We start from the raw sequence: 13,738 nt of genomic DNA, 5'->3' as shown, positions 1-13,738 counted from the left end.
CTTCCTATGTCTTCCATTTGTTATCTATACACATATTGTTCATTTCTATTCTTTTCCTTGTGGGGATAAATTCCAAACTTACAATTATATTTCTTTTTTGTTACAGGAGATTAAAAAGGTTTAGGGCTGTTATAGTGAGGTTTTCAACGGAGGAAAAAAAGAGGACGAAGATAAAAAATCTTCGTCCAATTACTCTGCATACATATGAAGCTGCTCCACAAAATCATCAGCAAACTTCTGACAACGTTCCACATCATCTTGATCTGGAGTCAGATCTACTTTAAGGTGATAGAGAACATTGGATGCTCCGCGCTCTTTAAATCGCTCAGAGAATGTTTCGATAGCTCCGCCGTAATTCGGATACATTGAATCACAGGAGCCGAATAATGCTACGACTTTCCCGGTTAAATCAATGTCTTCCATGTCATCATAAAAATCTTCCACTTCATAAGGAATATCACCATCTCCCCATGTGTACGTGCCGAACAGAATCGCATCGTAGTCAAGTAAGTCCGTTGCCATTGCATCATCCATATCTATTTGAAAGGTATGTACTTCTAATCCGTGATTGTTTATGTTTGATTCGATGATCTCAGCCATCTCTTCGGTATTACCGGACATGCTGCAGAACAATAAGATCACTTTTGGCATGTATGAGTCCCTCCTCTAAGGTTATCCCTTACCATAGTAAATGAAAATGATTCTCATTGTCAATAAAATCACCAATAGAAAATAAATGCATATACAAATTATGTAACAAAAAAATGTTGACAATGAGAATCATTATCACTTATAATTTATGAAAAGAATTGATAATTATTCTCGTTTAATGGAACGTTGTATTTTTTCACGTTAGAAAGTATACAATTTTCACTCAATAAGCTCGACGTAGTCAAAATCGAGGTGAAACATCGGTGATTTGCCGAGTTTTTCGAAGGATGGAGAGGATCTTATTCTTAGCGCAAAAGGAGAATACACTATCGAACTCGTGAGTTGTACGTTGTGCGGTTATGTATACGAACAGGACCTTGTTTATGACGAATATATACATATTTCGAATGAGTGTCCTTGTTGTGGATTGCTTGATACTGAAATAGAGGGAAACCAATGATCAACATCATCAATGGAAGAATCACCAAAGGAGGATAACGCCATGGATCAGCATTTTATAGCAGTACAGTCTTTCTCCCATCAAATTGAGTGTTTTTGTCCGGGATCGATACATACAGAATTATTAAGGATTGAAGAAGAAGATATCATTCAATTGACAGATGAACGGAAATATATCGCTAATCATGGTTGGTATGTGATGATTATCGTCGATGATTTTTATAGCTTTTATATTGCCTTGGCAGACATGGAGAAATATTACATGGGTGGACAAATTCTTTCCCAGGAAGATATCGAATTGAATGTGAATTATTTGCAATTCCAGGTAGATCAATCGCTGGACCAACATGATGAAGCGAAATTCAAGCTGGTATCGCAGCAATTAATTGAATCAAAAGAGCGGAAAATGAAACTGGATAATTATATGCAAACGGATGAAGTAACGATGATATAAGCTTTTGGGAGAGGGGATGAAATAAAAGAGATCCCGTCAAACACCACCTAATACACCGTAATGATGAAAGATCTTACGTCATAATCGCATGGTGTTTTTACATGTTAGAAATTTTTTGTAATGTAGATATTCGACGTAGTGAAAATTTAGTATGTACCAGGCGAATACTGAGCTCTTCTAATGTCATTAAAAAAAGCTCCCGGAATTTCACCCAAGAGCTGTGTATAGTTGTATTAGTTTTGAATATTACATTAAGTCGTATACAGAGTCTTCGAAATAGAGCCAGTGAAAATACTCAATTTGTTCATCAGACATATTGAAGATGGTTTCTTTTGTGAATTTGTTTTTCTCTAGCAGGTGTTCCATTTTGTCATTTCTTTCTATTTTGCTCATTTGAATGCCTCCTTATGTTCCTAAAGGATTTGCGCCAGTTTTATTAAGCGCTTTCATTTTGTTGTCTTTATTATACATCGCAATATGAGATTAGACAAATATCATTTTGAGAACGATTGAATGTGAAGTGATATGTAGTTGTTATCATTTCGTGAATTCGCCTATAGAGTGTGCACAAGAAGGCGTATAGTCTCGCTTTATCGACCCTATGAGAAATGTCATTCAGCGGAGGACAATGACTGTGGTAAAGACCATACGTTGTTTACCAACAAGCACGCCCTCAGATAATCATACAAGACGTAAATGATGTCTTATAGTATTTGGTTAGGATAATCCATCTGATTGTTTACATGGATTATCCTTTTTCTAAAGCTAAGAAAGTATAAAATTTTAAGGTTTCGTACCATTTTCCTAGCATGAACAGCCATGTCCACTCGGCGCCCAGAAACTAGGCGACTTCCTGCATCGCCCTGCGATAAAGAAGACTTGCTGATTGATGATAACCAGAGGCCTAGTCGCCCTTATGCCCTCGGGCGAAAGTAATCATCGGCATCACTTGCTCACCGTGATTCTTTTATCTCAGTTGATGCCGTCCAGTCGCTATGTTTCTAAACGGGTGCTTGCGCTTTTCTAATAAGCAAAGAAAGTATATGTATATAAGTACAGTCATAGAAGTAATCATACTGAATATGAAGGTGGGTTCTTATATTATGGATTATGTTAACTAATGGCCGTATGGAAAAACGGTCATTTTGAAATATTTTATCTGCGTTGCAAAGCTCCGGAAATAGGCTCCGTGCCCAGCAGGAGTGGTTGGCCGAAGCGGTATCCTAGCACATGTAAAATTTCAAAATTACTGCTAAGCTGTTAGTTAACATAATCCATATCGGGCGGATTATGCCCGGTTTTTTTAGTTAACAGCTGTCGGATCGATAATTGGCATAAGCCGAGGCATCTTAGAAAAAACAACATATAATGATTATATATTTTATTGATGATAGGGGATGCCTGGTGAAAATATTGAAACAAAGTAGCCATTTATTTCTGAGTTCTATCATCCCTTATGTAGTAAGTACCTAGCATTCATGCCTCACGTTGCTGGAGGATCATGATAAAGGACAAACCACTATGCATGGGCCATGGATTGAAGATCATCCGAAGGGAGAGTGTTACACATGTCTGAGAACTATCGCGATCAAGATATCGTGTCAAATAAACCGGTAAATGAGGGCAATCATGAAGATGCTGATATAATCCAATCAATTCCACTGCAAGAGTTGCTACATTACGGGTATACTGCATTTAACGACAACAATTATGGGAGTGCACAACAATGGTTCGAAAAAGCAATTAATCAGGAGCCACACAGCGCGGAAGCTCATGCATGGCTTGCTGCTGTTTATGGTCGTCAAATTGATGCAGCTTGGAGTTTAACAGACAAAATAGAGCTTTTTTCCAAATTAGAGAAAGAGATCACGCTTGCGCTTGAAATAGACGATAAGTTGCCACTTGCAAGAAGAATGAATGGTTCTAAATTGTTGAATTCACCGGATATGTTAGGAGGAAACCCTGCTGAAGCGGTCAAGGAATTTTGTTATTGCATTGAGCAAGGGATGGATGATATCGAAATATGGGTATCCTTGGCCAAAGGTTATATAAAAACAGCTGAACATGCAAAAGCAAAAGAAGCACTAAATAAAGCCTATGCTTTAGATCCAAAGAATGAAGAAGTCCTCCAATTGCGGCAAGACGCTAATAAAGAGGACATATAGCAAAGAAAGAAACCATAGCCGGAACAGCTATGGTTTTATTGTTTATCGCATAATTTTGTACGGTCCTTCACTTTTTGTTGTTCATTTCACTTTCCACAGCATCAATTACTCTTTTCTTCAAATTTGATAATAGATGCTCATGCTCAACATCAGGTTTGTCTTCTAACTCTTTTAATTTTATCTCGAGTAGATGTAGAAGATTAGGATCATTGGATTTATTCTTAAGCGTTAGCCAGCATTTACGGGCATTGCCATTTTGACCGATGCGACTGTATAATTCACCTAATTCATAGATCAACTGAAAGTATCTTCTCTTGTCAAGAAACCCTTCACCATCTATTTGTCGTTCTATTAGAAAAGTGTAATCTTCAATTGCTGATTGTGAACGTTGAAAATAATCTTCAGGTAATTGATAACCTGCCTTACCCCGTAATAACCGGATCATCCTATGTTGAGGTTCAGCGCTTACCGCCTTATCCAGAAGTTTTAATCCTGATTTTGACCATTTCAATTTATCTAACGGAATGGTAGCATCTCTCGCCACTAAAATCATGGTGCTTCCATGATATGCATCAAGAGGCGGATTATCAGGGGAGTTAGGTCGAGCCTGTTCGAGCAGATGGTGTAAATCTTGAACGGCTTTTTTGTTACCAGCTACAGCCTTTTTGTGTAATGAGCTAATCTGCTCTTGTGAAAGTTTGATATTTCCTTCGCTTGTATTTACCAAATGTGTATCCCTCCCTTTTGTTTATTTAATACTCCCATTTCATTGGCGTCTGTAAAGCATTACTGACTTCGTTGCAAGTTCCCTTCTTCTAAACAAAATTAGAATCAAGAATTCGGATTTGGTATACCTGGTGTGCTGGCAATGGGATAAAACGCGATATTCTATAGTGAGAATCGTAGACATAGATGCCGCCATCCAGACAGCAATTTGAGAATTGGTGAGGAATTCGCAAAACATGCCTCATCCTGCTTTGTCCGATAAAGAGGGTATTGTCTGTTATGGCAAGCCCGCGTGTAAAACCAGGTAATTGAATCGGTTTGTTCTTACCAGTGGAGACACGAAAAGACATAGAGTCACAATAAGCAAGTTCGTTTTCATGCATGGAGATCGAATGCGGCATATATAAATCCTTAACCACGACATGTTTCTCTGGATCTACATGGAGTTGTTGGGCCGGATGAAAATCGGTCAGATCAATGGCTGCAATTGCACCGCTTTTGTGCATGGGATCCATATACCATTTGCCATAGGGAGAAAACATAGAAACATATAAAGTATGATCATCCAACCAAATGTCATTTATGTGATGGACGTCTTTGTCCTCTGCATTAAATCGGATCTCGCCTATTCGTGTCAAAGTTTTGGTATCATAGCACCCGATCGCATTTATCGCAGTCTCTACAACCAGCACAACTTGATCATTGAACTTCACGATATCGTGAAAGTCGAGTTTCGGATATTGTTTTTTTTCGACGACTTGAAACTTCTGATCTAAGGTAATAATTTTGTTATCGTCGGATGCGATGAATAATCGATCATTAACGATCGTCATACCAGAGCAACTGCCGGTATATAGTTTCTCGAAAGCATTATTTTTAAAATCTAACAGAAATAGGCCACCTCTATCTGTATCACTTGATGGACAACTGATTAATAGACGTGTATGGATATGTTTAAAATCTGGATCATTCTCCAATCCATATAACAAGGTGGACCCGCCCCTTTCTTAAAATAAAAGATTTTGTATTAGTACAATATGTGTGATGCTAAGGAATCGCTTGGATGAAATGCCTCGTTTTTATCAAATTATATGATTGTCTAAGTGAAGTGGCACAGTATGAGGCATTAGCTAGGCATAACGTATTGATTAGATATGGATGTTTCCCTAGGATTGGCAATCTCTTGTATACTATCATTACCTTTTATGTAAATAGGTAGCAATCTATTATTCTTTAACATACACTTCAGTCCAAGCGAAAATTACTATTATTCATAAATATATGGAGAGCCGTCGATTAAATAAGTGTAATAAACGGATATAAGGAGGTTTCCTATTACATGGATGAGGAGCAAAAAACAAGTTCTAATTCACCAGCTGAAGAGGCAAAACATATGACTGTTACCAATCAGACAACTGATGAGGAATGGCATCAATTTATAAGACAAGAGTTAGAGAAGGTCAACAAAAAAGATGGAAAAGAAAAGTCATCTTCGTTGATAAGCAAGGAAGAAATACTTGGTGCGGTTATCGAGAGGATACCTATAGAAGATATGGTCAACTCATCAGTGAAAATGATAAAGGAAAAAGTAGAAACAGAAATAAAAAGAAGAAAGAAAAAGAAACAAACGTCAGAACAAACACAAAAGCAAAGCAAGGGTGAAAATAATCAATCAGCAGAAGAAATATCAAAAGAACAAGATGAGGATAAATATAAACAATTAGCAGAAGAATCAATAAAAGTCCAAAATAATAATAAAAATAATCAGCTAGCCGAAAAAACGAAAAAGGACCGAAATAGTAAGTATTTAGACAGGAAAAAACAACGCCGAAGAGAATTATATAAATTTATTTATGATTACCATAAAATAAGGTAATCGACAAATTAATTATTAACGTTGGTGACTGTTTTAACACACGATATTAAGAACAGCTCCTGGATGATCATGCCAAGAGCTGTTTGTTTATTTAACAGAATATTACATTTTATTGAATGACAGTTGACAAGTTCTCTGAATAGCATACAATATAAGTTGGCTCTTTTTTTAGAGCGGGTTGGGAGAGGGACAATTAAATAGAAGGTATTACATTGAGAAAAGATATTTTTCAATTAAAACAACATGGGACAAGTGTCAAACAAGAACTGTCTGCCGGTTTAATCGGATTTTTCACGATTGCATACATCATTGCCGTGAACTCGCTGATTTTAGCGGAAGCAGGTGTTCCGCTCGAGGGAGCTGTGTTAGGAACAATCCTGATCTCCTTTGTCAGCTGTCTGATTATGGGATTGTGGTCCAATGCGCCGATCCTAATCGTGCCAGGCATGGGGATTAACGCGATGTTCGCGTACACCCTTGTCCAATCGATGGAGTTGACGTGGCAGCAGGCACTGGGTGTCACCACTGTGTCTGGTCTTATTTTCACCTTGGTTGCCTTTTCATCGTTAACTACTGTTATCAAAGATGCGATTCCTGAATCGTTAAAGCTGGCGATTAATATTGGAATCGGTCTGTTTCTGATGCTGATTGGCCTGGAAAATGGACACCTGGTAACCCGTGGCGATCAATCGATCATCGCACTGGGCGATTTCAGTGATCCCGCTGTCTTAGCGACGGTATTGACCTTTATTATTGCGTTGATTCTGTTTATTCGCAATGTGAAGGGTAACTTTTTGTGGACGATTCTAATCGGAACGGCAATTGCCTTTGTGCTGGGGGTATTACCATCCAAGACGAATGAAGCTGTCTCGTTACACGAATACAGCGAAGTATTTGGCGCCTTGTCATTTGCGGACGGGATGTCTTTTCCGTATTTAGTGGCTGTGTTTTCGATTACGATGGTAGTGTTGTTCGAGAATATCGGATTAACATATAACCATCTTGCTGCAACGAATCGACCGGAAAAGTTTAAAAAAGCTTTTCAAGCCAACGGTATCTCGGTGATGCTCTCTGGTATCTTTGGGTCCAGTCCAACCGTATCAACAGCAGAAACAACAGCTGCGATTACGGCGGGAGGACGCACTGGATTAACGACGATTACCACGGGCTTCTTGTTTCTGGCTGTCATTTTTTTTATTCCTTATATCCAAATCATTCCTTCTAATGCGATCGCACCAGTGTTAATGATCATCGGAGGACTCATGGTCCAAGATATAAAGAAATTGGATTTGCGTGATCTGAGTGAGTCTTTCCCCGCGATATTTATTATCGTGATGATCCCATTCACGTACAGCATTGCAGATGGAATTGCCATTGGATTTATTCTTTATGTAATATTGAAATTGAGTACAGGCAATGCAAGGAAGGTATCGTTCACGTTATATGTGATCGCCAGCCTGTTTTTACTTCATTTCATTATTTATTATGCAGTTTGAGCCTTTGATTTTGAAGGCTCTTTTTTTTGTGTACGTAGGGGATGAGCGTATTTTGTATGGTCAGAATTTAGGAAGAAAAAGGGAGGAATTGTCCATAAGACTAGTAACTACATAGGCTTACTTTAGCAAATGAATAAGGGGGCCGTTATGCCCTGTTTTTCTTATTCATTTGCGTATCCCGTGCTGCGTACCATGCTGTGAATCTTTTGAGAAAATCCAGTGGTACGTCATCAATGACTTCAACCCTGGGTGTACTAGAGCGGTTCATCATGGAGACAGAAGCTACGTTCCATATCTTTTGCAACAGGGTCTGTGAGCAGCTGATTTCGATTACTTTTCTTTTTTTCGTTACAAACAGTTGATGGGTGAAGCCGCCATGCCACCATTGTATTTGATCGTTGGTAATCGTGTATTTTGTATTCGCATAATCCAATACACGGCTGACTACTACCAGAATGAACAGAAGCAATGGCACGATCCACCAGGTGGACTGAAATTGCAAAAAGGCTGGTTTAAAATAGACGAGGCAGGCGGTAGCGATCAGCCAAATCCAGCTAGGTCTCAATAGCTTGCTATATAGGGAAGCAACAGGTAATCGCTCCATTTCTTTCTCCAATGAGTATTCCGGTAATAATTCCTCTACTAGGTGATAAGCTCGCTGCATAGATAAGAAGGGATACAGGGAATTTACACTCACGGCATCTTCCGCTATTTTTCCAGCGCTTATCAGACGTACTTCGACTAGGCCGAAAATGCGTTTTATTATACTTTGCTGAAACTCTAATCCTTGCACTTTGCTTTTTTCGATCGTAAAATGACTTTCGTTCACCATGCCCTTTTTTATAAAAATGTGCGTGTCTGTTGCCGAAATTTCGTACTTACCGTACCGGGTGAAGGTTTTTATCAATCCTAAGATAACGGCAATTAGAACCGCTGCAATAATGATGCTAAACAACATCAACTTATTTTCAAACAGTTGTAAAAATGTCCCATTATATTGTTCTGGATTTGGTAACAGTTGCGTTGCATACTCATATAACTTTGTAATTATAGGGATGATAATGAGAAAGCTTAACGAAGTAAAACTGGCTCTCACTAACTCTCGTTTACTAGGTGTAAAGTAAATGACTCCCTTTTGTTCGGATTCTTTGGCTGGAGTGGGTGTATCTTCTTTTTCCTCGACATCGTCAACAGCTGTCCTTCCCGGTTGCACTAATTCTTCAAGAAAAGCAGCATGCAGCTTCGAAACGAAATCGAATGTAATAGAGTCATCTTTTCCATCCATTGCGGTTTCGAAGGTGATCGAGGTATAGCCAAATAGCTTATGTAATATCGTAGTCTGACTGGTTACATTCTGGATTTTCGAAAAAGGAATCGTTGTTGTCTGTTTAACGAATACATTTTTGCTTAGGTGAAAACTACGATCATCCCATTGGTAAGTCTCCGTAAACCAGCTTGAAAAAATATAAATGACTCGCCAAATGATCATTGCGATTAGCGCGTAACGACCATATTCAAACAGCCAGAATTCTGATTGCCTTTTGAGCACAAAAAATAATAAAACCAGTGCAAAGGAGTTTCTTACTAATTTATAGAGTCGAAACAGTATGGTTAAGGGATGATATCTCATTCCTCCACGTCCTTTAACTTCGCATATTCGGCAAGTCTTTCCCGTAATTCCAGGGCAACCTGTTCATCCAGAGCCGGAATGGAATGGGAGGATCCCATCGTTTCAACCTTGATTCCTCGTAATTGATAGGCTTTCATAATCGGCCCTTGGCTGGTCGTGACGGACTGGACTTTCGCCATTGGTACTGTCACCCATTCCTTCTTCAAGATGCCGTGGCTTATTTGAAGAAATTCACGATCAAGCTGATAGCCCCAGCTTTTATAAAGAAACTTAGGCTCGATAAAAGACCAGACCGTTCCGAAACAGTGAATAACGAATGCACCGATGACCAGCCAATTCGCCCACTCTGGCCAGTTAAAATAACCTTTCATCCAAAAAAGTCCGATGAGAACGATGAATCCAATGATATTAGCAATCGATTCAGATATGAGACGTGCTTTAAGAAATGCAGGTGATAATTTATTTTCTAAGGCTACATGCTCCATTTTTATCTTCTCCCATATTATCCATTTTCTTCTATATTATAACTGGTGGTAGGGGGTGTCAAGCGCAGAAGAAATAACGGATAAATCAAGGAAAAGATTTATCCGTTGTAATCGTATATTTGTATTCCATTGTAATCAAAAATCCGGCTACACCATCAATATCTCCCGAATATCCTCATCCGTAAGACCAGTCGTCGCATCTTGTCCGGATTCTATAATCTCAGCAATCAAATCCCGCTTCTTCTCTTGCAGTTCATTGATTTTTTCTTCAATCGTCCCACGGGCAATCAGCTTCATGACCTGTACATCCTTCGTCTGTCCGATTCGGTGGGCGCGATCGGCCGCCTGCTCTTCTACGGCAGGGTTCCACCAGATATCGTACAGGATGACGGTGTCAGCGCCTGTTAGATTTAGCCCGGTTCCACCTGCTTTTAACGAAATCAGAAAGAGGTCACGTTCGCCTGCATTAAACTGATTACAAATCTCCACTCGTTCCTCTGGAGGCGTTTGTCCATCGAGATAAAAGAAGGGTCTTCCCTGATAGGCTAATTCCTTGGCGATCAGCTTCAGCATACTGGTAAACTGTGAAAAAATTAATACCCTTCTGCCAGATAGTCTCGCTTCCTCAACAATCCGCAGTAACTGCTGGAATTTAGCCGAGCTTCCTTTATAGCCATCGACAAATAAGGCAGGGTGACAGCAGATTTGCCGTAATCGAGTTAAACCGGCAAGAATTTTGATACGGTTCTTGCGGAGCGTATCCTTATCCAGGTGCTTGAACGTTTCTTCTCTCAGTTTTGCTAGGTAGGCTGCATAGAGCTGCTTCTGATCAGGAAGTAATTCGATCGATTCTGTCATTTCCATTTTTTCTGGGAGCTCCTCCTGTACATCTTCTTTCAGCCTTCGAAGCAAAAAGGGCTGTATCCTGCGCGAAATCTTTTTCCTTGTCAGCTTACTGAATTCCTTGAGACCAAGTAGAAGCTCTGGGAACACAACGTGGAAAATCGACCACAGCTCCTCAAGCGCATTCTCTACAGGTGTGCCAGTAAGCGCGAATCGGTGATCAGCTTTTATTTTTTTCACTGTTCTGGCGGTCTGTGTAAAAGGGTTTTTAAATGCCTGTGCTTCATCAAAAAACGCCGTGTGAAAAGACTGCTTCTCATACCATTGTATGTCCTTCAGCAGAAGCGGATAGGAAGTAATCAGCACATCATGGTCCATGGCGCTTTTCTGTAAAGCGATTCGGTCCGCTTTTTTACCATCGACAATTACCGCTTGTAATGCGGGACTGAATTTGTTAAATTCGTTCAACCAGTTGTAGGTCAATGATGAAGGGCATACCACAAGAATGGGCTGATTCTGTTTCCGGATAGTTGGCAGTTCGGATACCATATAAGCAATGCTTTGCAAGGTTTTCCCTAATCCCATATCATCGGCCAAAATGCCACCGAATCCGTAGCTGGCGATCGTTTTCATCCAGCGGTAACCATGCTTCTGGTAGTCACGTAAGATGGGAGACAGTTCTTCAGGTACAGCAAAATCCTCTTCAGCAGGCTGTTCGATTTTTCGTAAAAATTGCCGGAAAGATTCCTCTATTGTGAACGTGTTGCTATCCGTCAAGCTATCCATTAGTCGGAGTCCTTGGAGAAAAGGGAGTTGTAAGCCGCTTTCGAGGTCTTCCTCCTGGACCGGCCCTGCTTCCAGAAAACGTTGGATCTCTTCAAACTCGCGGGTTTCCAATGAAAGAAGGGTGCCGTTACACAAACGATAGTATTTCCGCTTTTCTTCCAGTGCCTGGAGCACCTCGCGAACCTGGTTTTCATAAAAGCCTTCCATTTCGAATTTGAATTCCAGCCAGTTCGTCCGTTCCTTCTTGAAGGCGACCCTTAGCTTCGGTCGGGCATTCTCTTTGAAAATCCGGTTGCGAACAGCCGTTGTTGCGTAAAGTTGGACAAGTGGTTCCAGCTTCGGGATAACATGCTGCAGGAACTCATATTCCAGCTCTTCATTATGTAAGAAATAGCCACCCTCTGTTTTTGCAAAAGCACTGTCTTCCATTAGCTGCAGGATGTCGCTTTCTTTCTTCCGATCCCTTATCAGTGTTGGATGCTGATCCAATTCGCGATCCTCCATGGGATTAATCATGATAGCTTCATAGTGAAATTCCAATCCGGCCAGCAGGCGATTTTTCACTCGATCCAAGTAAAGCTTGGCCACTAATGGTGTTTTGTCGAATTGTTCTTTTAAATCGCTTGATAATTGGACTGTCCCTAATTTCCGTAAACCGGGTACGATCTGTTCCATAAAATAATCCATTTGATCCTGTGGAATCGGAATTTGATTGGTTCCGGAAGCATCTAACAGCTGGATCAGGTTGGAAAGCTGTTCGTTTTGCTCGACAGCCATTTGGATCAGCTTTCCTTCATATATAACGATTCGATAGGTATTCATGACAATTAAGCGCTGAAGACCGTAAATAGTTAGTTGAAAGTCGCTGTCCATAGCAACAAAATCAAACCTTAGTGGCAGTCTTTGTTCGGACCAGTGAATTCCTTCATAGGTATCCCCGTCATATTCTAACTTCACCAGCGGTGCTCTTGTCAGAGAAGCAATCAGCCGATCAAAGGAGGATGGCGGAATCAATAATTGCTGAGACGTATTAGAACCAGACAGAAAGGTTTGCTCATCCTCGTTTATTTGCAGAAGCTGTTGAAGCACCTCGTCTGTCTCGATTGGAAAACAGTGAAGCTCGGCATCATATGTAAAGGATTTGGATAGAGGGATCAGAGTATGCTCTTTTACCTTTTGCAGAAAATCCCGGATGTCATTCACTTTAATCGGACCGATGTTGATTTCGATCCCGAGCATATATTGTCCTTTATTGATAAAAACAGGCTTACAGGTGAAAATTAGATGAAGCACCTGGCGAGTCTCAAAGTGATACTGATGACCGCTCGATCGTACCGGGTTCGTATTGAAAATGGACTTCAGCCCTTCGGTGAGCGCTGAAGCATCTGTCTCCACTACCGGTGTTGTCCCATGTTGCTTATGCTCCTTTATCGCTAATAAGACCGCTGCAATATGCTGACAATCATGCTTAAAAGAAGGCAAGGTGATACAGGTACAGGCTGTCTGAAACGTACCCTTTTCTTCTTTCTGAATGGTGACATGGAAATCCTCTGTCCCTTTCACGATTGCCTCTGAACGATCTTCTGTGTATGTTTGAAACGTCACTTTGTCCGTCTTCCAAAAAGTCGATCCTTTTTTGAAGGAGATAGAGCCACACATTTCTTTGATGATTTTTTCATTTAATTTTATCTGCATGTGTGTCCCCTCCATTCAACCAGTTATCATCATTATAGAGGATGTACAAAAAGTCACCAAATAATAAGTGGCGAACCTCTTCGTTATTTTTTAGTTTGGTATACGTGTGTTTCAGGATTATTTGTAGGGCCTTCCGGATGAAGATGTGTCAGGTTCAAGTGTTAGGCTGTGATTCGAGTCAGCTTTTGGCTGAAGATGAGCCGAATTCAAGCGATAGGTCCCGATTCAAGGCAGATTTCGCCTGAAGATATGCGGAGTTCAAGCGATAGGTCACGATTCAAGGTAGCTCCCGCCTGAAGATGTACCGATTTTCAATCGTTTGAGTATAAAACAAGTTGCCATCCACCTGAAACTCCGCGCCCTTTATGCGTGTGACCATCATTCAAACTACCTTCCACTTGAAAACCCCTCCACGCAACAGCACAGTCTTCTTACTCAAATCTCCACCGTCGCGACATTCTTGCTATTTACA

11 protein-coding genes are annotated in these 13,738 nt (G+C 40.3%); 4 read left to right on the top strand and 7 right to left on the bottom strand.

Annotation, left to right across the window (positions count from 1 at the left end):
• Positions 1 to 189 precede the first annotated feature (189 nt).
• Positions 190 to 651 (bottom strand): flavodoxin, encoded by a 462-nt coding sequence (locus tag MUN87_RS13215; protein ID WP_244740816.1) that lies wholly within the window; start codon positions 649 to 651, stop codon positions 190 to 192.
• 502 nt (positions 652 to 1,153) lie between these two features.
• Here MUN87_RS13215 and MUN87_RS13210 point away from each other — a divergent pair.
• Positions 1,154 to 1,564: a hypothetical protein gene (locus tag MUN87_RS13210; RefSeq protein WP_244740815.1), complete on the top strand. Its 411-nt coding sequence runs from the start codon at positions 1,154 to 1,156 to the stop codon at positions 1,562 to 1,564.
• Between the two features lie 246 nt (positions 1,565 to 1,810).
• Here the strand turns inward: MUN87_RS13210 and MUN87_RS13205 are convergent, their stop codons facing one another.
• Positions 1,811 to 1,957 carry a BH0509 family protein gene (locus tag MUN87_RS13205; RefSeq protein ID WP_244740813.1) on the bottom strand — a complete coding sequence of 49 codons (147 nt, stop codon included), beginning with the start codon at positions 1,955 to 1,957 and terminating at the stop codon, positions 1,811 to 1,813.
• A gap of 1,175 nt (positions 1,958 to 3,132) precedes the next feature.
• Between MUN87_RS13205 and MUN87_RS13200 the strand changes: the two genes are divergently transcribed.
• Positions 3,133 to 3,729: a tetratricopeptide repeat protein gene (locus tag MUN87_RS13200; RefSeq protein WP_244740810.1), complete on the top strand. Its 597-nt coding sequence runs from the start codon at positions 3,133 to 3,135 to the stop codon at positions 3,727 to 3,729.
• A 67-nt stretch (positions 3,730 to 3,796) separates the two neighbouring features.
• Here MUN87_RS13200 and MUN87_RS13195 read toward each other — a convergent pair whose 3' ends face one another.
• Both MUN87_RS13195 and MUN87_RS13190 read right to left on the bottom strand, forming a co-directional pair.
• Positions 3,797 to 4,456, bottom strand: coding sequence for a hypothetical protein (locus MUN87_RS13195; protein ID WP_244740808.1), 660 nt, complete (start codon positions 4,454 to 4,456; stop codon positions 3,797 to 3,799).
• 88 nt (positions 4,457 to 4,544) lie between these two features.
• Entirely contained in the window at positions 4,545 to 5,444 is a 900-nt protein-coding gene (locus MUN87_RS13190) for a DUF4915 domain-containing protein (protein WP_244740806.1), read from the bottom strand.
• A 350-nt stretch (positions 5,445 to 5,794) separates the two neighbouring features.
• Here MUN87_RS13190 and MUN87_RS13185 point away from each other — a divergent pair, with 350 nt between their 5' ends.
• Both MUN87_RS13185 and MUN87_RS13180 read left to right on the top strand, forming a co-directional pair.
• The gene (locus MUN87_RS13185) at positions 5,795 to 6,331 is read left to right on the top strand and encodes a hypothetical protein (RefSeq protein ID WP_244740803.1); all 537 of its coding nucleotides are present in this window, start codon (positions 5,795 to 5,797) and stop codon (positions 6,329 to 6,331) included.
• A 212-nt stretch (positions 6,332 to 6,543) separates the two neighbouring features.
• Complete coding sequence (locus MUN87_RS13180) at positions 6,544 to 7,827, top strand: NCS2 family permease (RefSeq protein WP_244740801.1); 1,284 nt, start codon at positions 6,544 to 6,546, stop codon at positions 7,825 to 7,827.
• Between the two features lie 145 nt (positions 7,828 to 7,972).
• Here the strand turns inward: MUN87_RS13180 and MUN87_RS13175 are convergent, their stop codons facing one another.
• The 3 genes from MUN87_RS13175 to MUN87_RS13165 form a co-directional block, all read right to left on the bottom strand.
• Positions 7,973 to 9,457, bottom strand: a complete 1,485-nt coding sequence (locus MUN87_RS13175; RefSeq protein ID WP_244740798.1) for a PH domain-containing protein — start codon at positions 9,455 to 9,457, stop codon at positions 7,973 to 7,975.
• Entirely contained in the window at positions 9,454 to 9,942 is a 489-nt protein-coding gene (locus MUN87_RS13170; protein ID WP_244740797.1) for a PH domain-containing protein, read from the bottom strand. The genes MUN87_RS13175 and MUN87_RS13170 overlap by 4 nt, the downstream gene beginning before the upstream one ends.
• 147 nt (positions 9,943 to 10,089) lie before the next feature.
• Positions 10,090 to 13,266, bottom strand: a complete 3,177-nt coding sequence (locus tag MUN87_RS13165) for a DEAD/DEAH box helicase (RefSeq protein WP_244740795.1) — start codon at positions 13,264 to 13,266, stop codon at positions 10,090 to 10,092.
• Positions 13,267 to 13,738: the final 472 nt, after the last annotated feature.

The sequence above is a fragment of the Gracilibacillus salinarum genome (assembly GCF_022919575.1).
GTDB lineage: Bacteria > Bacillota > Bacilli > Bacillales > Amphibacillaceae > Gracilibacillus > Gracilibacillus salinarum.
Note: the sequence above shows the minus strand (reverse complement) of the source record. Positions and strands in the feature narration are given on the sequence as shown.